This window comes from Saccharothrix ecbatanensis, from assembly GCF_014205015.1.
Lineage (GTDB): Bacteria > Actinomycetota > Actinomycetes > Mycobacteriales > Pseudonocardiaceae > Actinosynnema > Actinosynnema ecbatanense.
Genome location: NZ_JACHMO010000001.1, coordinates 4,281,737 through 4,305,344 on the forward strand (window position 1 = coordinate 4,281,737; position 23,608 = coordinate 4,305,344).

20 protein-coding genes are annotated in these 23,608 nt (G+C 70.3%); 10 read left to right on the forward strand and 10 right to left on the reverse strand.

Going from position 1 to position 23,608, the window contains the following annotated elements; translation table 11 throughout:
* Nucleotides 1-52: 52 nt before the first annotated feature.
* A complete protein-coding gene (locus tag F4560_RS17615) occupies nucleotides 53-1,078 on the forward strand; it encodes a DUF2330 domain-containing protein (protein ID WP_184921355.1) in 1,026 nt (341 codons plus the stop codon).
* Between the two features lie 3 nt (nucleotides 1,079-1,081).
* On the opposite strand, the gene F4560_RS17620 is transcribed toward F4560_RS17615, so the two are convergent.
* Together F4560_RS17620 and F4560_RS17625 are read right to left on the reverse strand one after the other, a co-directional pair.
* The gene (locus F4560_RS17620; RefSeq protein WP_184921357.1) at nucleotides 1,082-2,593 is read right to left on the reverse strand and encodes an alpha/beta fold hydrolase; all 1,512 of its coding nucleotides are present in this window, start codon (nucleotides 2,591-2,593) and stop codon (nucleotides 1,082-1,084) included.
* A gap of 73 nt (nucleotides 2,594-2,666) precedes the next feature.
* Nucleotides 2,667-3,224 (reverse strand): class I SAM-dependent methyltransferase, encoded by a 558-nt coding sequence (locus F4560_RS17625; RefSeq protein WP_312869342.1) that lies wholly within the window; start codon nucleotides 3,222-3,224, stop codon nucleotides 2,667-2,669.
* A gap of 17 nt (nucleotides 3,225-3,241) precedes the next feature.
* On the opposite strand from F4560_RS17625, the gene F4560_RS17630 reads away from it, so the two are divergent.
* The gene (locus tag F4560_RS17630; protein ID WP_184921359.1) at nucleotides 3,242-3,886 is read left to right on the forward strand and encodes a class I SAM-dependent methyltransferase; all 645 of its coding nucleotides are present in this window, start codon (nucleotides 3,242-3,244) and stop codon (nucleotides 3,884-3,886) included.
* A gap of 17 nt (nucleotides 3,887-3,903) precedes the next feature.
* On the opposite strand, the gene F4560_RS17635 is transcribed toward F4560_RS17630, so the two are convergent.
* From F4560_RS17635 to F4560_RS17645, 3 genes are all read right to left on the reverse strand, one after another.
* Complete coding sequence (locus tag F4560_RS17635) at nucleotides 3,904-4,392, reverse strand: hypothetical protein (RefSeq protein WP_184921361.1); 489 nt, start codon at nucleotides 4,390-4,392, stop codon at nucleotides 3,904-3,906.
* A gap of 75 nt (nucleotides 4,393-4,467) precedes the next feature.
* Entirely contained in the window at nucleotides 4,468-5,109 is a 642-nt protein-coding gene (locus F4560_RS17640) for a hypothetical protein (protein ID WP_184921363.1), read from the reverse strand.
* Nucleotides 5,102-5,497 (reverse strand): hypothetical protein, encoded by a 396-nt coding sequence (locus F4560_RS17645; RefSeq protein WP_184921365.1) that lies wholly within the window; start codon nucleotides 5,495-5,497, stop codon nucleotides 5,102-5,104. The genes F4560_RS17640 and F4560_RS17645 overlap by 8 nt, the downstream gene beginning before the upstream one ends.
* A gap of 176 nt (nucleotides 5,498-5,673) precedes the next feature.
* On the opposite strand from F4560_RS17645, the gene F4560_RS17650 reads away from it, so the two are divergent.
* Together F4560_RS17650 and F4560_RS17655 are read left to right on the forward strand one after the other, a co-directional pair.
* Nucleotides 5,674-6,285, forward strand: coding sequence for a TetR/AcrR family transcriptional regulator (locus F4560_RS17650; protein WP_184921367.1), 612 nt, complete (start codon nucleotides 5,674-5,676; stop codon nucleotides 6,283-6,285).
* Between the two features lie 193 nt (nucleotides 6,286-6,478).
* Nucleotides 6,479-7,186, forward strand: a complete 708-nt coding sequence (locus F4560_RS17655; RefSeq protein WP_184921369.1) for a hypothetical protein — start codon at nucleotides 6,479-6,481, stop codon at nucleotides 7,184-7,186.
* Nucleotides 7,187-7,268: 82 nt separating this feature from the next.
* Here the strand turns inward: F4560_RS17655 and F4560_RS17660 are convergent, their stop codons facing one another.
* The 5 genes from F4560_RS17660 to F4560_RS17680 form a co-directional block, all read right to left on the reverse strand.
* Nucleotides 7,269-8,585 (reverse strand): MFS transporter, encoded by a 1,317-nt coding sequence (locus F4560_RS17660; RefSeq protein WP_312869855.1) that lies wholly within the window; start codon nucleotides 8,583-8,585, stop codon nucleotides 7,269-7,271.
* A gap of 57 nt (nucleotides 8,586-8,642) precedes the next feature.
* Nucleotides 8,643-9,605 carry a substrate-binding domain-containing protein gene (locus F4560_RS17665; protein WP_312869343.1) on the reverse strand — a complete coding sequence of 321 codons (963 nt, stop codon included), beginning with the start codon at nucleotides 9,603-9,605 and terminating at the stop codon, nucleotides 8,643-8,645.
* A gap of 160 nt (nucleotides 9,606-9,765) precedes the next feature.
* Entirely contained in the window at nucleotides 9,766-11,547 is a 1,782-nt protein-coding gene (locus tag F4560_RS17670) for a serine/threonine-protein kinase (protein ID WP_221483545.1), read from the reverse strand.
* Between the two features lie 144 nt (nucleotides 11,548-11,691).
* Complete coding sequence (locus F4560_RS17675; RefSeq protein ID WP_184921376.1) at nucleotides 11,692-11,859, reverse strand: hypothetical protein; 168 nt, start codon at nucleotides 11,857-11,859, stop codon at nucleotides 11,692-11,694.
* A 25-nt stretch (nucleotides 11,860-11,884) separates the two neighbouring features.
* The gene (locus F4560_RS17680; RefSeq protein WP_184921377.1) at nucleotides 11,885-12,991 is read right to left on the reverse strand and encodes a glycosyltransferase family 2 protein; all 1,107 of its coding nucleotides are present in this window, start codon (nucleotides 12,989-12,991) and stop codon (nucleotides 11,885-11,887) included.
* Nucleotides 12,992-14,120: 1,129 nt separating this feature from the next.
* Here F4560_RS17680 and F4560_RS17685 point away from each other — a divergent pair.
* The 6 genes from F4560_RS17685 to F4560_RS17710 all read left to right on the forward strand — a co-directional run bounded on the left by F4560_RS17685 (nucleotide 14,121) and on the right by F4560_RS17710 (nucleotide 23,603).
* Entirely contained in the window at nucleotides 14,121-15,131 is a 1,011-nt protein-coding gene (locus F4560_RS17685) for an iron-containing redox enzyme family protein (RefSeq protein ID WP_184921379.1), read from the forward strand.
* A gap of 73 nt (nucleotides 15,132-15,204) precedes the next feature.
* A complete protein-coding gene (locus F4560_RS17690) occupies nucleotides 15,205-16,485 on the forward strand; it encodes a cysteine desulfurase (RefSeq protein WP_184929217.1) in 1,281 nt (426 codons plus the stop codon).
* A 10-nt stretch (nucleotides 16,486-16,495) separates the two neighbouring features.
* Nucleotides 16,496-17,587 (forward strand): thioesterase domain-containing protein, encoded by a 1,092-nt coding sequence (locus F4560_RS17695; protein ID WP_184921381.1) that lies wholly within the window; start codon nucleotides 16,496-16,498, stop codon nucleotides 17,585-17,587.
* 106 nt (nucleotides 17,588-17,693) lie between these two features.
* Nucleotides 17,694-18,971, forward strand: coding sequence for an MFS transporter (locus F4560_RS17700; RefSeq protein ID WP_184921383.1), 1,278 nt, complete (start codon nucleotides 17,694-17,696; stop codon nucleotides 18,969-18,971).
* A 91-nt stretch (nucleotides 18,972-19,062) separates the two neighbouring features.
* Nucleotides 19,063-22,035: a non-ribosomal peptide synthetase gene (locus tag F4560_RS17705; RefSeq protein ID WP_312869344.1), complete on the forward strand. Its 2,973-nt coding sequence runs from the start codon at nucleotides 19,063-19,065 to the stop codon at nucleotides 22,033-22,035.
* A complete protein-coding gene (locus F4560_RS17710; RefSeq protein WP_184921387.1) occupies nucleotides 22,032-23,603 on the forward strand; it encodes an amino acid adenylation domain-containing protein in 1,572 nt (523 codons plus the stop codon). The genes F4560_RS17705 and F4560_RS17710 overlap by 4 nt, the downstream gene beginning before the upstream one ends.
* Nucleotides 23,604-23,608 lie beyond the last annotated feature (5 nt).

Sequence of the window (23,608 nt, forward strand, 5' to 3'; positions counted from 1 at the left end):
GCGGAACCGGAGCGTCGGTGACCGCGTCCGACGGATCATGGCAATCGGTCGGGTGGCAACCCGGATGGCGGTGGTGGCGGCGCTCGCCGTCACGATGGTGGCAGTTGATCCCGCGATGTCCGGCGCGTGCGCCTGCGGGGCGTTCGTCGCCAACGAGAAGCTGAGCGCGCAGCAGGAGACCGCGCTGGTGGAGCTGACCGGCCGCACCGAGTCGATCACCCTGTCGGTGCAGGCCCAGTCCGAGGCGACCCAGGCGGCGTTCCTGATGCCGGTTCCCGCGCGCGCCCGGTTCGAGATCGCGGACGGGGAGCTGTTCACCGAACTCGACCGGATCAGCCGCCCGGACGTCGAGGTGCGGACCGTGACGGTCTACGGGGACGGCAGCGGCGCCGCGCCGGGGGACGGGCGTGGCGCCACGGTCGTCGACCACGTCGAGGTCGGGCCGTACGAGGTAGCCCAGCTCGCCGGGACCGACGCCACCGCCGTGACGCAGTGGTTGGGAGACCACGACTTCACCCTGCCGACCGCCCTCGGCGGCGCGCTCTCGCCGTACCTCGCGGAGGGCTGGCTCGTCGTCGCGGTGCGCCTGTCCCCCACGTCCGGCAGCCTGTCCGACGGGCTGCCGCCGATGCGGCTGGCGTTCGAGACCGACACGCCGGTCTACCCGATGCGCCTGTCCGCCACGGCCGAGAGCCGGCAGCCGCTGCGCCTGTACGTGCTGGCCGACCACCGGATGGACGTCAGCAACCCGGCGCCCGCGGGCACCGCTCCCGAACTGACGTTCGCGGGCGAGGTGAAGCCGGACCCGCAGTACCCGGTGCTGTCCGCCGGGTTGACCGGCCCGCGTTTCCTGACCCGCTACGACGCCGAGTTCCGGCCGAAGAACATCACCGACGACATCCGCATGACCCGTGCCGCGACCGACGGCCACCACCGCGCGGTCGTGACCGTCGTGCGAACCGTCCACTCGGTGTGGCCGTTCCGGGAAGCGCCGTGGATCGTCCTGGGCTTGGTGCTGGCCGGTGGCGCCTTCCTGATCACCCGCCGGGTCCGGTCGCGCCGTTCGGCCAAGGCCTGACGCTCACCGCACGACCGGCAGGCGCACCGTGACGTCACGCAACACCATCACGCCTGGCGTGCGGCTGCCGTGCAGGACGAACATGTCCGACAGCGCGCTCACGGTCAGGAACAGCGACTGACCGGCCGGGACCGTGGTGGCGACCGACGGCAACTCGATCGTCCGACGGGCACCGAGGTTCAGGCCCTTCTCACGGTGTGGCAGCACGTTGTTCTGCACGACCTTCGCGTCCACAGGGGACGTGCCGACGCTGAGCGCGAAGAACGCGCGGCTGTCCAGGCCGAGCGTGGTGACCAGGGCGTCCAGCGAGGGTGACCCGGCGATCGTGAGCGGGCCGTTCGCGATCTTGATCGCCTGTGGCACGCCGACACCTGCCGTGGTCACGATGTCCGGCAGGGCGACGGCGGTGGTCGGCTTGACGGAGTCCACGCTGACGCAGCCGCCCTCGGCGGTCATGAGGTGGTAGCGGCCGTGGCCGGTCAGCGTGCGCGGCGTGCCCAGCAGGTTCTCGGACAGGAACCGCAGTTCCAGTTCGTCGTAGCCGGAGCCGGAGCCGCCGAGCTTGGCGGAGCAGGCGTCACCCGCGACGGCGTAACCGGGCGGGAGGACGCTGGGCAGCGCGTGGCCGCCGTTGTAGCCGACGAGCAGGCTGTTCGCGCGGGCACGCGTGGTCAGCGCCCGGTCGAAGTTGTCGATCGCCTGGTCCAGCGGGAACAGGTTGTCGCTGACGCCCTGGCGCAGCAACACCGGGACGTCCAGCCGCCGACCCGCGGCGACGTGGTGCGCCGGGCCGTTGTCGCGGAAGAACTCGTCCATCGCGGCCGGCCAGTCACCGGTGACCAGGCCTTCGGCGTAGCCGGTGTGCACCGTCGTGGTGTGCGCGTCGAGGCCGGCGGCGTACAGGGCGGTGACCCACGTTGTGCGCACGACCTCGCGTGGGGCGAGGCTGTCGTTCAGGGAGTGCCACGTGATCTGCGGGGCCAGCGCGTCGAACCGGGTCCGGCCGGTCTTCATGATCTCGGTGAACGCGCCGACGAACTGGTAGCCGCCGCCGTAGGAGCCGCCGATCGCGCCGAGGACCGGGTCGTTCGGGCCGTTCTTGCGCACCCAGTCCAGCGACGCGACGTGGTCGATCACCCGGATGACGTCCTCACCCTCGAACGCCGGGTCCTCCACGTGCGCCTTGCCGCCGCTCTCGCCGAAGCCGCGCTGGTCGATGCTGACCACGCCGAAACCCGCGTCCAGGTACCGCTGGAACGAACCGGGCGCGGACGTGCGGGTGCCGCCCCAGCCGTGGCTGTGCAGCAGGACGGGCGCCCGGTCGTCCCGCGAGGCGGTGGCGGGCTTGAACACGCTGACGCAGATGCGCACCGGTCCGGGTTCGAGCGGATCGGTCTCCGGCACGCTCGCGACGCAGACGTGCTCGGGCGCGGGGTGAGCGCCCGCCTCAGGAGCGGCCACGGTGAGTGCGGCCACCGTCAGTGCGGCCACGGCGAGTGCGGGCACGAGGCGCATCGGGTACCTCCGGTTCGTCCGGCGTGCTTGGGCACGCAGCGGATCTAACGAACCAGCCCGAAGATCGTTGCTCTCAGTTCGCGGGCACGCCACCACTGTGGACGGACACCGCGTAGTCGCCGCCGGTGAACGGCTCGCGGTCCCAGGTCGAGAACCGCTCGACCAGCCGCAGCCCGGCCGCTTCAGCGTGCGCGTCGTAGTCGGCCACGGTGTACCCGCGGTCGAGGCTGAACCCGGCGATCAGCAGCCGGCCGACGTGCCGCGCCACACCGGCGACCAGGGCGTGCTGGGTGCCGGGCGGGGTGAACAGGGGGACGTTGCCCGCCATGACCACGACGTCGAAGACCCGGCCGAGGTCGAGTTCGGCGAGGTCGGACTCCACCCAGGTGATGGTCGGGTCCAGTCGGCGCGCGGTCGCCAGCATGGACGCGTCGACGTCCGCCCCGACCACCTCGATCCCGTGCCCGGCCAACTCGATCGCGACCCGCCCGGTGCCGCAGCCGGCGTCCAGCACGCTGGTCGGCCCGTAGGCCCGGACGAAGTTCGCCTCACCGTGGACGTCGGTGCCGCTCTTGGCCAGCTCGTCGAACCGGCGCTGGTACTCGTCGCCATCCCACTTGGTGTCCACCACTCGTCCAGTATGGGTGGATGACCACGGACTGGCTTGAATGGCATCACCAGTACGACGCTTCCGACTCCTCGCTGTCGGGCAGGCTCGCGGTGGTGCGACGGGATCTGCGGCGGGCGTTGGTCGAGGCGCCGTGCGACGAGGGCGGCAGCCGGAGTTTGATCAGCATCTGCGCCGGGGACGGGCGTGACGTCCTCCCCGTGCTGGCCGAGCAGGACGGCGGCGGTCAGGTGAGGGCGTGCCTGATCGAACTCGACCCCACCCTGTCCCAGCGCGCCCGCACGACGGCCGACGACCTGGGGTTGCCCGGGGTCCGGGTGCGGACGGCCGATGCGGGCGCGACCGACACCTACCTCGGCCTGCCGCCGGCGCACGTGCTCTTGGCGTGTGGCGTTTTCGGCAACATCACGGCGGACGACGTGCGGCGGACCGTGGCCACCCTGCCGGGCTTGCTGGCCCCGGGCGGCATCGTGATCTGGACCCGGGCGGGCCGGAGCACCGGCCACGACCCCAGCCAGGACGTCCGGTCCTGGTTCACCGACCACGGGTTCACCGAGCTGTCGTTCACCCGCCCCGCGCGACACCCGTTCAGGGTCGGGATGAACCGACTCGACGCCGACCCCCGACCGCTGACGCCGGGTACGCGCATGTTCACCTTCGTCTGACCGGGCAGTGCCCCCGGTCAGACGACCTGGTGGGCTTTCCACACGGCCCAGGCGTCGGTGTGGGATTCGGCGCCGTCGAAGAACGAGTCGGCGACCGGGGCGACGTTCACGTTGTCCAGGCCGCCCGTGACGTCGAAGAACGTCGGGCCGTACACCTCGAACGCGGTCGAGTCGGTGAGCGGTTGGTAGGGCACGGCCAGGTCCATCGACCACGGTGTCAGGCCGTACTCGACCGCCTCGACCGCCAGCGCGTCGCTGCGCCCCCACTGGAAGTTCACGAAGGCGTCCACGACGAGCACGGCCCGGACCGCGCCCGCTTCGTTGGTCTCCAGGGCGTGCTGGGCGGCGGCGGCCGCGTCCTTGAGGTCATCGGCTTGGATGCGTTCCAGGACGCGTTCGCCGTCGGGGAGTTCGTAGGCGAGGATCGGGATGAGCGTCTCGCCCTCGGACACGCACCAGACCCCGTGTGCGGTGATGTACCCCGCCATCGAAGCGATCTCGATCATGACCCCGAGTATGGACCGGACACGCGCGATCGCGTGGACGGTCGGGAACATTCGCCGCTCGACGTGCCGGTCGACCTACGCGCGCAACGTCCGCGCCACCCGTTCCACCAGGTCGTCCTCGGTCATCCCGGTGTCGACCTCGATCACGGGCAAGGCGAGCCGTTCCGCGTCCCCGCGAAGGCGTTCGGTGAACATGCGATCGCGGTCGAGCAGGTTGGCGAGGGCCCGTTCCGGATCACCGGTCCGGCGGGGGATGTCCCACAGCGTGCCGCGGCTGTCGAACGCGGTCCGGCGGAAGTCGGGGGTCGGGAGGAGCCACACGGCTTGGTCCGCGTGGGTGAGGTAGGGCGCGACGAGGTGCGGCAGGAGCCGGAAGCCCTCCACGACCACACCGGGTTGCTCCGGAAGGCGGAGGAGGTCTTCCACGATGAGGTGAAATCCCTCGCCCTCGAACCAGTGGAACGTCTTGAGCATGGTCTCCGGCGAACGGTCCGCCCACCGCTCGTCCATGCCCATGACCAGGAACTCCTGCAGGAACGGTGCTTCTTCGGGCGTGCACCGACCGACGTGGTCCGACATCGCGTCGTCCGTCGAGTAGAGGCGCAGCCCGTGCCGATCCGCCAGCCGACGGGCGATGGTCGACTTCCCCGCACCGCTGCCACCTCCGATCCAGCGGACATGGCGCAGCCGGGCGCGGACCTCGGTGGCGTCAGTCATCGTGCATTGGTAGCAGAGGCGACAGGCGGGAGAGGCGGTCGGTCAGGCGGGCCAGGTCGACGGACGGCTTCTGCAGTTCCTCGTCGACCACTTGGCGGATGAGGCCGACCAGGTATTCGAGGCTGACCTCCCGTCGGGCGGTCTGCGAGCCGGGCCCCAGGTGTCCCAGTGCGAACTCGGTCAGCCGGCGGCGGGCTTGCAGGACGGCGCCGCGCAGGCGCGGGTCGGCGGTCGTCCCCCAGTCGCACCAGTACAGCCTGGCCTGGTCCGGGTGGTCGGCGAGCCAGTCCACGACCGAGGCGACGATGGCGGCGAAGCGTTCGTCGCACCTGCCGCGGCCCACTCGGTCGAACCGGCGGTGGAGGTCGTCCACCGCTCGGATGAACACGGCAACGGTGTCGTCATGTATCACTTCTTGCATTGGGCACACACCAGGTAGGAGGTCCACTAGCATCAGGCGGTCCGATCTGAGCCGATCTCGACCAGTCAACGAGGAACGTGGGCGACAAGTCACGGAAACCGCACCAGTTACCGCCCGGAAGGCACGGCCTCGGCAGTGACTTCGTGGCGGGCAACCAGCGTGAGCGCATCCTGACGGCGTTGGCCGGAGCGGTCAGCGAGAACGGCTACGCCAACACCTCGGTGGATTCCATCATCAAGTTGGCGGGCGTCTCGCGGCGGACGTTCTACGAACACCACTCCAGCAAGGAAGACGCGTTCCTGGCGGCGTTCGACAGCGCGGTCGGGCGGATCACGGCCGAGGTCGTCCGCGCCTACAGCGGCCACGACGACTTCGTGGAAGCCGCCCGCGCGGGCCTGGAGTGCTGCCTGCGCGTGCTGGCCGAGGACCCGGCCGTGGCGCGGATGGTGATCGTCGAGGTGCTGTCCGCCGGCCCGGAGGCGCTGCAACGGCGCCGTGAGGTGCTCAGCGCGTTGACCGACCGGATCGTGCAGGCCTCGCAGGGGCTGCCGGAGACGCCGATCGGGCCGGAGTTGACGGCCGAGACGATCGTGGGCGCGGTGCTCCAGGTGATCTACAACCGGGTGTCGCGTGGTGAGGCCGACCGCCTGCCAGACCTGCTCCCCGACCTGCTCTACAACGTGCTGGTGCCGTTCCTCGGCCACAAGCGGGCCGCCGACGAGCGGGCCAAGACCCTGCCGAAGTCGGTTTCCTAGCGCCTACTCACCGCCACCAGCGCGGTTCGCACACCACCGGTTCGGCGGCGTTTAGCGACCTTACGGCCGTATTCGAGTTTCGATCCAGTGAGCCGAAAGTCACCGATGCGAGCACTTCTTGACATATTAGAAACATGACTGTTTCTATATGAGTTCCCTGCACCCCAACGGGGATGACGAAAGGAGCTCTTCGATGAGGAAGATTGCCACCTTCGGGTTGACCGGGCTTTCCCTGCTCGCCACTGTCGCCCTGATCGCACCGGCCGCGAGCGCCGCCGGGACCACCATTCGCAGTGATTCGGCGACCGGGGCGGCCTATTCGGGCAACGTCAGGGGCACTCTGATCTCGTCCACCGTGCGGTTCGCCAGCTCCGCGGGCAACGCCACCTGCAACCGTTCGACGCTGACCGCGTCGGTGCGGTCCGACGGGACCGCATTGAGCGTGTCCGCCCTGTCGTTCAGCGACAGCAGCTCGACCAACGGCTCGTGCCCGAACGACCAGGGCGGCCGGACCACCATCGCGCCGGCCACCCTGCCGTGGAGCGGCGGCAACGTCACGTACGCCCCGGTGGCGGGCGGCCGTGACGGCACGATCACGTTGACCAACGTCTCCGCGAGGGTCGACTCCTCCAACTGGCTGGGCGTCCGGATCACGTGCTACTTCGTCGGCTCGGGCGCGAACAACAGCATCACCGGCAACCTCTACAACAAGGACAACGCCAACCGCCCGGTCACGTCGGTCGCGGACGCGCAGGCGTCGCTCTCGGGCGCGAGCCTCAGGTTGACCAGCGGCAGCTCGCCGTGCCCCACCACCGCCACGCTGACCGGCGCCTACCGGCTGCTCGGCGAGAGCGCGGCCGGGTCGGGCACCTTCAACCGGGCGCTCTACGTCACCGGCTGATCGGACCGCGAGGGGTGTGCGGGGCCGCCGGTCCCGCACACCCGCTGAACCCGCTGAACCCGGTCTCGCCGGCGGGACCGGGTTACGGCAGTTCGACCTTCTCGGGCGTGACCACCGTGCCGCTGAGGTCCTGGCCCCCGCGGAACGCGGGCAGTGCGACCACGATGCCGACGACGGCGATCACCACCGCGACCACGAACCCGGCGAGCGAGCCGCTGACCCCCGCGACCACGCCGCCGAGCGTGAGCCCGATGGCGGAACCGGCGGTGTTGCCCGCTCCGCCCCAGCTCTGCGACTCCGACCACGCCTCGGGTGGGCTGAGGCGGTCGAGCAGCTGGCTGGTCAAGCTCAGCAACGGCACCACGAACAAACCGGCCAGCGTCACGATCACGCCCGCCACCACGTAGTTCGGCCGGGTGATGAGCAGGGCGAGGATGCCGAAGTGCGCCACGGACAACAGCACGAACTGCACGCTCAGCTTCGCGTTCCACCGCACCGCGGCGAAGACCAGACCACCGACCAGGCTGCCGACGCCGAGCAGCGACAGCACGATGCCGACCGGCGCGATCGAGTCGCCGCGCTCGACCGTCAGCTGGATCAGACCGGCTTCCGCCACGCCCAGCGGAATGGCGCACAGCACAATCGACGGCACGAACCACGCCACCGCGCGGCCAGGTCGGACCCGCTTGCGGCCGGCCTTCTCCCCCGAGGACTCCCCCGCCTCCGACGAGACGCCGGTGGTGAACCAGGAGTTGTCGGCGGAGAGCAGGAAGAACGCGGTGCCCGCCAGCACACATACCGCGCTGGCCCCGAAAACGGCCGACGGACCGGCCACCACGACACCCCACGCGGCGATCGCGGGGCCGATGATGAAGATGAACTCCAGCGTGGTCGCGTCGAGGCTGAAGGCGGCGTTGAGATCACCGGCCGCGGTGCCGTTCTTGAGCACCAGCCTGGTCATGGCCGATAACGCGGGAATGGTGAACCCGACCGCCACGGCCAGCACGATCAGGACGGTTTCGGGCAGTCGGTCCCACGCCGTCACCACGCTCAGCGCGGCCAGGCTCAGCACCTGCGCCACGGCGAACCAGCGGACCACCCGCTTCTTGTCGAAACGGTCCAGCATCCGGCCCTGCACCGGCGCGCCGACGGCGGTGCTCACCGCGGCGGTCGCCGTCACGACACCCGCGAGTTGCAGGGAACCGGTCGCCTTCTGCACGCCGAACAGCAACGCCTCGAACACCATGCCCAACGGCAGTCGCGCCAGGAACGACCACAGCAGAACCGGCCTGATCCGCGGGTTGTCCACCATGATCCGCACCGGCAGTAGGGCTTTCACGCAGTCCCGCTCTCCTCGATCACGGCGTGGATCAGCGCCATCGGAACGTGTGGTGTCGATCCACCGTGGACGCCAGTGCCCCGTGTGGTCAAGTTTTCGGGTTGCGCGACAACGGCGTCAGGTCACCGGGAGAGGCGGTTGCATCGTCGATGACCGGACGACGAGCTCGGTGGCCAGCTCGACCTGGTCCGTGGCCGGCGGGTGTCCGGCGATCAGGTCGACCAGCATCCAGCCCGCCTGCCGGCCCATCTCGGCGAGCGGCTGGCGGACGGTGCTGAGGGCGGGTGAGGAGCGCCAGGCCGTCGGCAGGTCGTCGAAGCCGATGACGCTCAGGTCGTCCGGCACCGACAGGCCCTCGAAACGGGCCGCCTCGATCACGCCGAGGGCCTGCTCGTCGTTGGCCGCGAAGACCGCCGTGGGGCGATTCGGCAGGCGCAGCAACTCGTGGGCCTCCCGGCACCCGCCCTCACGGGTGAAGTCTCCGTGGCGCACCAACGCGGGATCGAACGCGATGCCGGCGCGGTCGAGGGCGGAGCGGTAGCCGTCCTGGCGGGCGCGGCTGCACAGCACGTCGCGCGGGCCGCCGACGAAACCGATCCGGCGGTGACCGAGGGACAAGAGGTGCTTGGTGGCCGTCACGCCGCCCGCCCGGTTGGTGGCGGCGACGCTCAGCAGGTCCGGCGTGGCCGCGTCGACCGGGTCGATGTGCACCAGCGGCATCCCGGCGCGGGCGAGCGCGGTCCGCTCGGCGGCGCTGATCGGGCACCCCACCAGCAGCACGCCGGCACGCCGGGCCTTGACCAGGTCGACGGCCCACGACGTGCCACGACCGGCCGCCGTCGACATCACGACGTCCAACCCGGAGGCCACGACCCCGCACATCACCTCCATGGCCCACGCGGTGTTCAGGGCCGGGAACACGAGCTCCACCAGCGGCGCGGTGCGGTGAACGGGCTGCGGCTCCCGCATCCAGCCCTTCGACGCACGGCCCGCGTGGCACTCGCGCTCCAGGACCCTGACTGCCGTCGGCGGCGACATCCCGCCGGTGGCGGTGATGCCCGCCCATCGCGATCGACTCACGAGTCCGACACTATCGAGATTCCTGCGAAACACAATCGAACCGCTGAACTGCAACGATTCACCTCTTGCCCGGCGAAGGTCATCCATCGACGGAGCCGATACCGCCAGGCAAGAGCGAATACTTTCGGTGGAGTTTCGAAATCCTTGCGGACGGCCTGGCTCACCGGTTGCCGGAGTAGTTGTGCGGCCCCGCGCTGTCATAGCCCTCCTCGGCCGCCGCGGTCAGTGCCTCCTTGGAGCCGTTCGCGCCCGTGTACGTGGCGACCACGCTGATCACGTAGCGGTGCTTCCGCCCCTTCCACCCGTTGTTCATCGAGTCGTGGTTCGCCTCGCACGGTTCCGAGCCGGCTCCGGTCTTCGGGCAGACGATGCCGAGGTCCTCACTGCGAAGATCCTTCAGCGCCTCGTAGACGTTGTCCGCGATCGTGTTGTTGGCGAACTCCAGGACCTTCACGCTGACCAGGATCTTCCCGTCCGAGCTCACGAAGGCGCCGGTGGTCGCGCCGATGCAGCCGTTCCGGTTGAGGATGCCCTCGACGTCGTCGGTCTGGGCGGGCGCGATGCACGACTCGCGGTGGCTGCCCGCCTCGAACGTGAAGGTCCGACCGCCGGAGTCGGTGAACTCGTCCGCCAACAGGGCGGAGGTGGTCTGCGGGGTCTTGTCCGTGGACTTGTCGTTCAGGCTGCTCGGGTCGAAGCGCTTGGTCGTCGTCGTAGTTCTCGTGGTGGTCTTCGCGGCGACGCGCTTGGTCGTCGTCCTCACCGGGTCCGCCGACTTGCCGACGGCTGTCGGCGTCGTGGTCCGCGTGGTCGAAGTCGCGAACATCCCGGCCACCGAGTCGATCACCTTGCCGGGGCCGATGACCAGGAACGCCAGGAACGCGACGAACAGGACCAGACCGGCGGCGCCGGACCTGGTCGTCGTGTTCTTGAGCGTCGACGACACCTTGCCAGTCGACGACAGCTTGCCGGTCGACAACGGCTTGCCTGCGGACAGGACCGCGGTCTTGGGCTTCGGCGGCTTGGCGACGGTCTTGGCGTCGTACGACGCGGTGCCGTAGTCGGTGAGTGAGGTGGCGACGTCGGTGGGCAGCCACGACCCCGCCGCCAACCGCATGGTCTGGCCTTCGGTCTGCTCCCTCGCGTACGCCATCACCTCGGTGAGCGGGGGCCGCTTGTCCGGATCTTTCTCCAAGCAGCGCGAAGCGATCGCGCGCAACTCCGCCGGGCAGTCGTCCAGGTCCGGCGGCTCGTTGCGGATCCGGTAGAACAGCGCGTCCTGGTTGCCCTCGCCGAACGCGGTGTGCCCGGTGGCGGCGAAGACGGCGAGCTGACCCAGCGCGAACACGTCGGTGGCCGGCGTCGCCGAACGGCCTTGAACCTGCTCGGGCGCCATCAGCGCGGGCGTGCCGATCTTCATGCCGGTCCGGGTGAGCGACGTCGCCGCGGCGGCGTGCGCGATGCCGAAGTCGATGACGCGAGGGCCGTCGTCGGCGAGCAGCACGTTGGCCGGGGTGAGGTCGCGGTGGATGAGGCCGCAGGCGTGCACTGCGGTCAGCCCTTCGGCGACCCCCGCAATGAGCCGGAACACCGTGGCCAACGGGAGCGGACCGTGCTCGGCGACCGCCTGGCGCAGGGACGGACCCGGCACGTAAGCGGTGGCCAGCCAGGGGATCGGCGCCTCGCTGTCGGCGTCGACGACCGGCGCGGTGTAGAGGCCTTGGACGCGTTGGGCCGCGTCGACCTCCTGCCGGAAACGGCGGCGGAACTCCTCGTCCTCCGCGTGCTCCGGCCGGATGACCTTGAGCGCGAGCGCCCGGCCGCCAGGGGTGAACGCGAGGTACACCCGGCCCATCCCACCCACGCCGATCCGCGCCCGGAGCGCGTACCCACCGACCTCGTCCGGATCATCGGCCGTCAGCGGCGCGAACCTCGCAGACATCCCACCCCCACACCGGTTCATGTCCCCGCGTCAGTTCTACCGCGTGGAGGGTCGGCGACGTGCGTCATATGACGCATTGGGGGCACAAAGGAGTGGACCAGGTCGTCGGGTGGTTGCCGTCGGCCAGTCGGTCGGTCCAGTCGGTCAGTCCAGCTTGTCGCCACGGCTGAAGCGAGGGGCGATCCTGGCGAGTGCCGAACCGGCCGCGATCAGCGCGAATCCGGCCAACACCAGCCAGAGGACGTTCACGCCGGTCGCCGCCAGCCCCGTCGTCGTGCCGGCGGCCATCGCCACGCCTGCCTTCTGGTACATGAGGTCTCCTTCGGGTCGTGTTGTGTCACCAGGTCCTCGTGGTCCGCCGCAGCGCGTCGAAGTACGCCTTCGCGTGGCAGGCCTGGAGGAAGTAGTCGAGCACCAGCTCGTACATGGTCGCGGCGAGCACCATCTGCGCCCAGCCGCGATACCGCACGGTCACCACCCGCTCGACCACGAAGATCAGCGTGATGGTGAGCCACAGCGGCTGGACGGAGAGTTCCCCGGCCACCGCCATCACGACCAGCGTGATCAGGTAGACGGCCGAGATCAGGACGCCCAGCACGGTGAACAGCTGCCGCCCCCAGTAGCGCCAGGTCACCTTGGTCAGCCCGTACTGCACGCAGTTCTCCACCGCGCCGCGCTTCCACCGCAGCCGCTGCCGCCACAGGCTGCCCCAGTCGAGCATGACCTCGGTCTCCAGACCGCACTCCGGTGGCGAGATCACCCGGTAGCCCAGGTGCAGCAGGGCGAAGGTCAGCTCGTTGTCCTCGGTGAGCACGGTGGTGTCGTAGACGCCGCCCGCCCGGTCGCCCGGCGGCAGCAGGCCGGTCAGGCGTCCGGCGGTGATCTCGCGGAGGACGTCGACCCGGAACATCGCCGCGGTGCCGGTGATCACCAGGCACCGGCCGCCCATCCGGTTGACGTCACGGGCGTAGCGCGCGTACTCGTTGCGCTGCAAGTGGCCCACGAATCCGCCGCCGGGGCCACCGCGGAACACGCCGCCGACGCCGCCGTAACCGTGCCGCAGGTAGCGCAGGGCGTGGTCGAGGAACGCGGTGTCGAGTTGGCTGTCGGCATCCTGGACCAGGACCACGTCGTCGTCGTCGAGCAGCGGGAGGACCCGGCTCAGCGCCTGGTTGAGCGCGCCGGCCTTCTTGTCCTTGTTGCCCTCGGTGGTCAACACGGTCGCTCCCGCCGCGCGGGCGATCGACGCGGTGTGGTCCGTGCAGTTGTCGCAGACGACCACCACGAGGTCCGGGCGTCGGGACTGGCGCTCCAACGCGGCGAGCGTGGCGCCGATCTGCGCTTCTTCGTTGTGCGCGGGCACGAGCGCGACGACGCGCGACTGCTGCGGGAGGGCGTGCCTGCCGGCTGGTGGGGCGGTCCGGAGTGCGCCCGCGGTCCCCATGGCCCGGCCTCCCTTCGCAGTGGCAGTTCATCTGACGGAGCGTCCCGTCACCTGATCGGTGGTAAAACTACGACGCGTAACCAGGATCTGGCCGATGCGCCGATCGGGAACCACCCTCGTGGGCGAGAGCAGCCGCACTGTCGGTAGAGAATTCACAGACCGCACACGTTCCGTCACGTCACGTCGGCGCGCCGGCCGATACGGCGATGGATGGCACCGCCTACACCCGATTGGCGGGACAACGGCGGGACGGATAACCGACTTTGGATAGCTTTTCAATTGTTCGCCCCGCGCGGACAGACGGTCGGTTATGCCGGTCTTGACCGACCGACCCTCCCGGACAATCCACCCGAATGGACTAGCAACGGTGTGATCGTCCCAGGTCTGACTCCACATCCTGACCGAATTTCCCGAGGTCGGAGCGTTTCTCGGCGGTGGTCCGCAGTCACTTATGAAGGTCCGCCGGATCTTCTTGACAGTCGACATGACCGCGCATACGTTGGGATCACGAGGGGGCGTTCGGGGGGATTACGAACACCACCACAACGTCGCCGACAATCAGTCGGCAGCCCTCGGCAGACCACGATATGAACGTCGGGACCACGCTGACCCGTTGCCATTGGACGCTGGGGAAGACGGACGGGCGCGCGGCGGTCCCCGACACCTTATGGGGGATGCGAAGATGCAGGTCGGCACGAGCGTGAACCGCACCGACGGCGGTCACTCGCCAGCCATCCGACGGACCTGGAACACGCCTTAGCGGACATCGACGTCCGCTGGGGCACCCCGAATTCGAAAACCGTCGAATCCGGTATTCCAGCACACCCGTACCCCTTGCCACCGCAATTACACCGCTCTGTGACCACCGGGCTGTAGACCGCGCCCGGCACGTGCGGTCCCCACTCGTGCCGCGATCATGCGGCGCGGTTTTCCACTGGATCGAGCGGGAGGTGAACAAAGATGACGGTCAGCATCAAGCCTGTTGCGAAGCCCGAGATCAGCAAGGTGAGTGGTGCCGTTCTCTGCGGCTGAACCCGCTTAGAACTCCAGCAGTGACGGCGTGGGGAGCGGTTCGCCGCTCCCCACGCCGTAGCCGACCCCTGAATCCCGTCCAGGTGCGGAGAACACGATGACGCTCCCGCAAGACCTCGCGTACAAGCCCCGCCTCCGGCACTGCACGTTCTTCGTGCCCAACCGCGGCGGCATCCTGATGATCGTCGGCGACCAGCACTTCGAGCTGGAGCACCACGGCGCCGACCTCAAGTCGTTCCTGAACTTCAAGCGCTACCTCGACGGCCGCCACACCGTCTCGGAGATCTCCGAGATCACCGGCGTGAGCGTGGACGACACCCTCGCGATCGTCACCAGCTTCGCCGAGCAGGGCTTGATCCGCGACGAGGACCAGAACCTGGACCAGATCCCCACCGCGACGTTCCTGAAGCAGATCGACAAGTCGTGCGCCATGTGGACCGAGCAGATCGGCTACCACAAGCTGTGGTCCGGCCTGGAGAACATGGACTTCCGCAAGGAGGTGTTCCTCGGCCTGATCATGGAGACCTACCACTACATCAACTCGGCCAGCAGGCACATCTCCACCGCGATCGCGCACTGCTCCGACCCCGCGTGGAAGCACCTGCTCTCCGAGTACCTGTCCGAGGAGTACGACCACGCCTGGATGGCCCGCGACAGCCTCATCAACATGGGCCTGTCGAAGGAGGAGGTCGACAACTCGCACCCGCTGATCGGCACCTGGTCGTGGACGAACAACCTGTGCGAGATCGCCCGCGAGGACACGCTCGGCTACCTGGCCTGCACCAAGCTGTTCGAGGCGCGCGGCGTGGACACGCTGGACGGCGCGCACACGTTGCAGCGGCTGGCGGAGGCGTACGGCTACCCCGAGGGCTGCCTGTCGCCGCTGGTGTCCCACGTGGAAGAGGACGTCAAGGCGAACCACACCGGCCTGCTGGAAGAGGCGCTCGCCGAACGGGCCTCCGTGCCCGCCTGGCAGGCCCACCGCGCGGTGAACAACCTGCACGACCTCAAGCACTCGTTCGACCAGTACAACGACGGCATCATCACGTACTACTCGGACGTCTCGAACTACATCCCGCGGTTGAAGGTCGACTACTTCAGCCTCTGAGCCGACTTCAGCCTCTGAGGCGGCATTCCCACGAGGGCGACGGCCTGAGGAGCGTTCTGTGAGCACCGAACAAATGACACCGCTGGACGTCGCGGCGTTGCGCGCCGACTTCCCGGTCCTGGGACGCACGGCGCGCAACGGGCTGCCGCTGGTGTACCTGGACTCCGGAGCGACCTCCCAGAAGCCCAGGCAGGTGCTCGACGCCGAGCGCACCTTCCTGGAGACCTCCAACGCGGCGGTGCACCGCGGTGTGCACCTGCTGTCCGAGGAGGCGACCGAGACCTACGAGACGGCGCGCAACCGGGTGGCCGCGTTCGTCGGCGCGAGCGGGCACGAGGTGGTGTTCGCCAAGAACGCCACCGAGGCCATCAACCTCGTCGCCTACGCGATGAGCAACGCCGCGACCGCCGGCCCGTACGCGGACCGGTTCCGGGTCGGTCCGGGCGACGAGATCGTGGTGACCGAGATGGAGCACCACGCGAACCTCGTGCCCTGGCAGGAACTCTGCAAGCGGACCGGCGCGGTGCTGCGGTGGTTCGGGTTCACCGACGAGGGCCGCCTGGACCTGTCGAACCTGGACCAGCTGGTGAACGAGCGCACGAAGGCGGTCGCGTTCACCCACCGGTCCAACGTCCTGGGCACGGTGAACCCGGTCGAGGAGATCGTGCGCCGAGCGCGCGAGGTCGGCGCCATCACGGTGCTGGACGCGTGCCAGTCGGTGCCGCACGGCGTCGTCGGCTACGGCGCGGTCGACTTCCCGTCCCTCGGCGTGGACTTCGCCGCGTTCACGGGTCACAAGATGCTGGGTCCGACGGGTGTCGGCGCGCTCTACGGCCGCAGTGAGCTGCTCGAAGCGATGCCGCCGATCATGACCGGCGGTTCGATGGTCAAGACGGTCGCCATGGAGGAGACCACGTTCGCCGCGCCGCCGCAGCGGTTCGAGGCGGGCGTGCCGATGGTGTCCCAGGTGATCGCCCTCGCCGCCGCGTGCGACTACCTGTCGGCGGTCGGCATGGAGCAGATCGCCGAGCACGAGCGGCACCTCACCGAGTTGGCGTTGAACGGCCTGGTGGACATGCCGGGCATCCGCGTGCTCGGCCCGACCGACACGGTCAGCCGGGGTGGCGCGGTGTCGTTCGTGGTCGACGGGATCCACCCGCACGACGTGAGCCAGGTGCTGGACAACATGGGCGTCGCGGTGCGGGTCGGCCACCACTGCACCATGCCGCTGCACCGGCGGCTCGGGGTCGACGCCAGCGTGCGGGCTACGTTCTACCTCTACAACGACGACCAGGAAATCGACACCCTGTTGAGCGGGGTGCGTGAGGCGCAGAGGTTCTTCGGAACCCGGTAGAGGAGAGACCGTGTTGGATCGACAGGCGATCGAGCGGGCACTGTGCTCGATCTGGGAGGACCTGCTGGCCGTCGAGGTCACTCCGGACGACGACTTCTTCGAGCTCGGCGGCTATTCGCTGCTGCTGGTCGACGTGGTCGCCGAGGCGCGCAAGCACGGCTTCACGCTGACGCCGAACGACGTGTTCGACCACAAGACGCCCGCCGCGATCGCCGCCGTGCTCTTACCGGACGGCTCCGCCGCGCCCGAGCGTTCCGACCAGAGCCAGAGCGGCGCCGACCCGGACTTCGCCGAGGTGTGGGCGGGTGGGCGCAGCCCGGTCGAGGTGGAGCCGGTCCCGACGCTGACGCCGCTGGTGGAGCGGGGCACGGGCACGCCGGTGTTCTGCTTCCACTGGGGCGCGGGCAATGTGCGGTTCCTGCGCGACGTGGTGGACACCTTCCGCGGTGACCGCCCCGTGTACGGCGTGGAGTCGGTGGGCATGTGGAGCCGGGAACGGCCGTCGCTCTCGATCGTGGAGATGTCCACCCGGTACCTGCGGGAGATCCGCGAGGTGCAGCCGCACGGCCCATACCTGCTGGTCGGCCCGTGCGCGGGTGGGCGCATCGCGTTCGAGATCGCCCGCCAGCTGGAAGAGGTCGGTGAAGAGGTCGCGGTGCTCGCGCTGGTGAACGCGATGCCGCCGGGCACGAACGAGCTGGACGCGGGCTGGGGCCTGCGGGACTACTACGACTTCCGGCTGGCGTCGCTGCGCCAGCAGTTCGGGGTGCCGAACCTGGGCGCCGACCGCGAGCGCGTGATGGAGCGCATGGTCGAGACCGCGAAGATCGACGCGGGGATGGACCCGGCGGACCTGCACTGGCGGCAGGCCGTGTGGGCGGCCGGGAACTTCGCGCAGGAGCACTACGAGCCACGCCCCTACGGCGGTCATGCGATGATCTTCCAGGTCGCGCAGAGCGCCGACCGCGAGGACGCCGACTGGGGTCGCGTCATCGCCAGTACCGAGGTGCGCACGTTCGACGCTCCGGACACGCTGCCGCTGCTGCGCGATCCGTCCTTCGCCGAGATCCTGGCGAAGAAGCTAGCCGAGTTTCCTGCCTGACAGAGTTCCCTGGCTAGCAGAGTTCCCGGCCGGCAGAGTTCCCGGCCTGGCAGACTTCCCGGGCTGACGACGTGAACCGCCCTATCCGAGCAAGGTGACAGTGCCTGTGGGAAATAACCGAGTCCGCTCCGCGATCCGGACGTGGGCGGTGGAGATGGTGCCGAACGAGGGACTGGCCCGCCGGCTCGCGGTGCTGGCGGTGGTCCAGGCCTTCGGCTTCGGGGTCTTCCTGACCTCCAGCGCCATCTTCTTCACCCAGACCATCGGGCTGAGCGCGACCGAGGTGGGCATCGGGCTGTCGGTGGCCAACGTGTTCGGCCTGCTGTTCGCCGTGCCGATCGGCAAGCTCGCCGACCGGTACGGGGCACGGCACCTGCTGCTGGGCACGTACCTCGCGCTGGCGGTGCTGTTCGCCTGCTACAGCCTGGTCGGCGGTTTCATCAGCTTCGTCGTGCTCACGAGCCTGATCTCGATCGGCGAGACGTCGTCCAACCCGTTGCGGATGACGTTGACCCGGGCGAGTTTCCCGCAGGAGGAGCAGGTCCGCGTCGGCTCGCAGATGCGCAGCCTGTTCAACGTGGGCTTCATGGTCGGCGCGATGATCGCGGGCGCCGCGCTGACGGTGGGCAACCGCCCCGCCTTCTACGGCGTGATCGCGTTCACCGCGGCGGCGCAGGCGTTCTGCGCGGTGATCACGTGGCGGCTGAACTCGCCGCCGCACGTCCGGGTGCGGCAGGACGGTCCGGTGAAGTCGCGGTCCGGCCTGCGGGACGTCCGTTTCGTCGGACTTGCCCTGCTGTGCGGCGTCTTGGAGCTGTTCCAGCCGATTCTCATCGTCGGGCTGCCGCTGTGGATCATCACGTCGACCGGTGCGCCGGCCGGGATCAACGCGGTGCTGCTGGTGGTTGACACGGCGCTGGTGTTCCTGCTCCAGGTGGCGTTGAGCCGGGGCGCCGAGACGCCCGCGGGTTCGGCCCGGATCCTGCGCCGGTCCGGTGTGCTGCTCGCGGTGTGCTGCGTGATCTTCGCGCTGTCGCAGGACACCGGCGCGTCGATCGCCGTGCCGCTGCTGCTGGTCGGGACCGTGGCGTTGGTGCTGGGCGAGATCAGCCACGCCGTGGGCGCCTTCGGCCTGTCCCTGCACCTGCCGCCGCCGGGGCGTCAGGGCGAGTACCAGGGCGTTTTCGCGCTCGGGCGTGGGGTTCAGCAGACCGTCGGCCCGTTCCTGGTCACCACGTTGGCGGTGGGGCTCGGTCGGCCCGGGTGGGGCGTGCTGGCCGTCATGTTCCTGGTGGCGGGCCTGCTGACCGTTCCGCTCACGCGCAGTGCCGAACGCGCGATCGAGGCCCGGACGCCGAAGTCCGCGCCTGACGCGGTCGTGTGAGCCGGCGTCCGTGACGCAGCCCGAGCGGAGTTGGAACGACACCCGGCGGCCTTACCCAGCGGGCCAGAGCGTGCACGCGATCGTCCGTGACGTGGCTCGGGCGCGTCCTGACGCGGTCGCGCTGGTCCACGGCGGCACGACGGTCCGGTACGGCGAGCTGGACCGGGCGGCCGACGGACATGCCACGCGGTTGGCGGCGCTCGGCGTCGGGCGCGGTGACGTCGTGCCCGTGCTGCTGCCCAGGAGCGCCACGCTGATCACGACGATGCTCGGCATCCTGAAGGTGGGCGCCGCCTACGCGCTGCTGGACGTCCACTGGCCGGACGGGCGGGTCCAGGAGGTCTTGGACCAGCTGGACGCGCGTCTGGTGGTGGCTTCGGCCGAGGTGTCCGGACGCACGACGTGGACGCCGCCGGCCACGCTCGACGCCGCCACGCTCGACGCCGGACCGGCGGACTTCGAGCCGGTGGAGGTCGACGGCGGCGATCCGTGCTGCGTGTTCTTCACCTCGGGCACGACCGGCCGCGCCAAGTGCGTGCTGACCCCGCACCGCGCGATCGTGCGCCTGTTCCGGCCGGGCTCGTTCGCCCGGTTCGACGCCGACACCGTGGTGCCGCAGGCCGCTCCCCAGCCGTGGGACGGGTTCGCGCTGGAACTGTGGTCGGTGCTCCTGTCCGGCGGCACGTCGTTGCTGGTGGACGAGCCGTACCTGTCGGCCCAGACGCTGCGGGACGGCGTCGCCCGGCACGGCGTGGACACCGCCTGGATCACCAGCAGCCTGTTCAACATGATCGTGGACGAGGACCCGGCCGCCTTCCGCGGCATGGGCCAGGTGATGATCGGCGGCGAGCGGCTGTCCGCGCCGCACGTGCGCCGGTTCCTGGCGGCCCACCCGGACATCGTGCTGCTCAACGGTTACGGGCCGGTGGAGAGCACGGTCTTCGCCACGACGCACCGCATCAGCGCCGCCGACTGCGACCGGCCGACCGGCATCCCGATCGGCCGTCCCGTGCCCGACACGCAGGTGCACGTCCTGGACGGGACGCGGCCGTGCGAGGTCGGGGAGACCGGGGAGCTGTGCGTCGCCGGTGACGGCTTGGCCATCGGCTACCTCGGCGCGGACGACGCGACCGCGGAGAAGTTCGTGGAAGTGACCATCGACGGCGTCCCCACCCGGGTCTACCGCACGGGGGACACCGGGTGGTGGGACGCCGACGGTCTGCTGCACTACGCCGGCCGCCGCGACCGGCAGGTGAAGGTCCGGGGCCACCGGGTCGAACCGGCCGAGATCGAACGGCAGGTCGAGCGGGCGCTCGGGGCGCGGCGCTGTGTGGTGCTCCCCCGCCGTGACGCGGCCGGGACGGTCGACGGGCTGGTGGCGTTCTGCGTGCCCGCCGTCGACGGTGACCCGCTCGTCGGCGCGCGGGACGCGCTGAGCGGCGTGGTGGTCCACTACCACCTGCCGGACGTGGTGCTCGCGGTCGCCGAGTTCCCGTTGACGGGCAATGGAAAGCTCGATGAAGACGCCCTGCTCGCGTTGGTGCCGGACAGTGCCGTGTACGTCGGCGGCCTTGCGGGCGAACAGGACCCGCTTGTCGTCCAGGTCGCGCGGGTCTTCGCCGCGGTGCTCGACCAGGCCGAGGTGTCACCGGACGTGGCCTTCACCGCCTTGGGCGGCACGTCGCTCGGCGCGGGCCGGGTGTGCGCCCGGCTGGCGGCGGAACTGGGACGTCCGGTGCCGGTGTCCCGGCTGCTCGGGAACCCGACGGCGCGGGCGTTGGCCGGTTGGCTCCGTTCGACCGGTGAAACCGGGGGCGAGGACACCGCGCCGCCCGTCGACGTGCCGCTTTCGCCCATGCAGGTCGGTTTCCTGACCCGGCACCTGCTCGAACCGGACGACCGGTCGGGGCACTGCCTGGGCACCTGGATCGTGGACGGCGACCTCGACCGGCAGGCGATGAACGCCGCGCTCGCCCGCGTCCACCACCGGCACGAAGCGCTGCGCGCGGCCTACTCCCCCGGCCGGAAGCCGTTCGCCAAGGCGGTGGACGTGCCCGCGCCCGAGCTGACCGTCATGGACGAGGCCCCCTCGGTCGACGCGGCGGTGTCGGCGTTACGGGCCGAGTTACGTCAGCAGCTCGACCTCCGTGACGGCCGGGTGTGGCGGGCGGCGTTGGTGCCGCTGTCAGGGCAGGGCGGCGTCTTCGGGTACGTGGTGCACCACATCGCCTTCGACGGCTGGTCCGAGGCCGTCTTCGCGCGGGACCTCGCCGCCGCCTACCGGGGCGGGCTGGACCACGCGCCCGGACTCGCGGACACGTGGTCCCTCCGGCAGGACTACCTCCGGCACGCCGACCTCGAACGCCAACGCGCGTGGGCCAAGGAGGAACTGCGCGACCTGCCGCAGCTCGTGTACCCCGTCGGCCCGGACGCCCCTGATCACGAGCCGGGACGGGTCGAGGAAGTGCTCACGCCGGCCGACGTCGCCGTGCTGGACGCGGCGGCCGACGCGGCGGGCGTGACCAGGTTCGTCGCGCTGTTGGCGGCCTACGGGCGTGCCCTGGCCGAGCTGTCCGGGCAGGACGACTTCGCCGTCGGCGTCCCGGTGGCGCAGCGGGCCGACCACAGGCTGCACGACGTCGTCGGGTGTCACGTAGACCTCGTGTGCGTCCGGCTGCGCGGTGACGCCGGGTCGTTGACGCACGTGGGCGATCTGGTCCGGCGGGCGTTCGAGGCGCAGGACGTGGGCTTCGGCGAGGTCGTGCGCCTGGTGAACCCGCCGAGGTCCAGCCGCACCCCGCTGTTCCAGAACCTGTTCGCCTACCAGGACAACACGCCACCCGACCTGCCCCTGGACGACGTGGCGACGCGGTTCCTCCGGCAGCCCTACCTCGGCCTGCCCACCGAGGTCCAGACCGACGTGTGGCCGACCGACGACGGCGGGCTGCGCGTGGTCGTCGGCTTCCTGCCGGCGGCGGTCGCCGTCGGCTTCGCCGATGACCTCGCCAAGCGGTTCGCCGACCTCGTCCGTGCCCGACCCGAGACCCCTGAGGACGCCTCGTGACCACCGCTGCGCGCCGGCTCACCGGCATCAGTACCGATGTCGGCTCGCTCACCGAACTCTTCCGGCGGGTGGCCGCGGGGCAACCCGACGCCATCGCGGTGGTCGACGGTGACGAGACCGTCGACTACGCCGGACTCGACGCCGCCTCCGACCGGCTCGCCGCGAGCCTCGCGCACGCCGGCGTCCGGCCTGGCGATCTCGTCGGCCTGCTGCTGGAACGGTCCGCGGACATCCCGATCGGCATCCTGGGCGTGCTCAAGGCCGGCGCCGCCTACGTTCCGCTGGACCCGGCCTACCCGGCCGAACGGATCCGGTACATGGTGGCCGACGCCGGTGTGCGGGTGGTCGCGGGCGACCCGGCGCTGGCCGAAAGCCTCGACCTGCCCGGCATTCCGGTGCTCCCGGTGCGGACCGCCGAGGTCGGACCGGTGCCCGCGCCGACGACCACCGAGGCCGATCCGGCGTACGTCATCTACACGTCCGGGTCCACCGGGAAGCCCAAGGGCTGCCTGGTCTCCCACGGCAACGTGCTGGCGTTGCTGCGGGCGGCGCTGCCGCTGTTCGACGTGTCCGAGTCGGACCGGTGGGCGCTGTTCCACTCGTTCAACTTCGACGTGTCCGTGTGGGAGTTCTGGGCGGCCATGGCCAGCGGGGCGACCACCGTGACCGTCCCGCAGCGCATCGCGCAGTCCCCCGCCGACTTCCTCGCCCTGCTCGCGGCGGAACGGGTCACCGTGCTCGGGCAGGTGCCGTCGGTGTTCCGGTCCCTGGCCAAGACGTACGCGGACGGGGAGCCGCCGGAGTTGGCCCTCCGGTACCTGGTGTTCGCCGGCGAGTCGGTGGACCTAGACGTGATCAGCGCCTTCCTGGACGGGTACCGGGGCGCCGCACCCGTCGCCGTGAACATGTACGGGCCGACCGAGACGACGGTCTACGCCACGCACCGCGTGCTCACCGCCGAGGACTTCACCGGCCGGGTGCGGTCCCCGATCGGGGCGGCCCTGCCGCACCTGACCATCGAGATCCGGGACGAGCACGCGACCGTGCTGCCAGACGGCGAGGTCGGCGAGATGTGGATCGCCGGGGCGGGCGTCGCCGCCGGGTACCTGCACCGCCCCGAGCTCACCGCCGAACGGTTCGTCACGGCGACCGGCCCCAGCGGTCCGACCAGGTACTACCGGACCGGCGACCTGGCCCGGAAGCTGGCCGACGGCGCGCTGGAGTACATCGGGCGCAACGACCAGCAGGTCAAGCTGCGCGGCTACCGGATCGAACTGGACGAGGTCGCGGCGGCCCTGCGCGGCCACGAAGCGGTGCGGGACGTCGCGGTGACGGTCGTCAGCACCCCGGCGGGTGCCCAGTTCCTCGTCGCCTGCGTCGTGCCGATGCCGGGCGCCCCGGAGAAGCCAGCGGCGGTCCTGCGCGAGCACGCCGCCGGAATCCTGCCCCGCTACATGGTCCCGGACCGCTACCTGCTCGTCCCGGCGCTGCCGCTCACCGGCTCCGGCAAGTTGGACCGCGACGCGCTGCGCGAGCTGGCCACGCCCCGCCGTCCGGCCTCCAGATAGCCGGC

Coding starts and splice junctions, on each gene's coding strand:
- F4560_RS17620 (WP_184921357.1), bottom strand. CDS start 2,593: ATGCGCCTCGTGCCCGCACTCGCCGTGGCCGCACTGACGGTGGCCGCA.
- F4560_RS17630 (WP_184921359.1), top strand. CDS start 3,242: ATGACCACGGACTGGCTTGAATGGCATCACCAGTACGACGCTTCCGAC.
- F4560_RS17635 (WP_184921361.1), bottom strand. CDS start 4,392: ATGATCGAGATCGCTTCGATGGCGGGGTACATCACCGCACACGGGGTC.
- F4560_RS17640 (WP_184921363.1), bottom strand. CDS start 5,109: ATGACTGACGCCACCGAGGTCCGCGCCCGGCTGCGCCATGTCCGCTGG.
- F4560_RS17655 (WP_184921369.1), top strand. CDS start 6,479: ATGAGGAAGATTGCCACCTTCGGGTTGACCGGGCTTTCCCTGCTCGCC.
- F4560_RS17670 (WP_221483545.1), bottom strand. CDS start 11,547: ATGTCTGCGAGGTTCGCGCCGCTGACGGCCGATGATCCGGACGAGGTC.
- F4560_RS17675 (WP_184921376.1), bottom strand. CDS start 11,859: ATGTACCAGAAGGCAGGCGTGGCGATGGCCGCCGGCACGACGACGGGG.
- F4560_RS17680 (WP_184921377.1), bottom strand. CDS start 12,991: ATGGGGACCGCGGGCGCACTCCGGACCGCCCCACCAGCCGGCAGGCAC.
- F4560_RS17685 (WP_184921379.1), top strand. CDS start 14,121: ATGACGCTCCCGCAAGACCTCGCGTACAAGCCCCGCCTCCGGCACTGC.
- F4560_RS17690 (WP_184929217.1), top strand. CDS start 15,205: ATGACACCGCTGGACGTCGCGGCGTTGCGCGCCGACTTCCCGGTCCTG.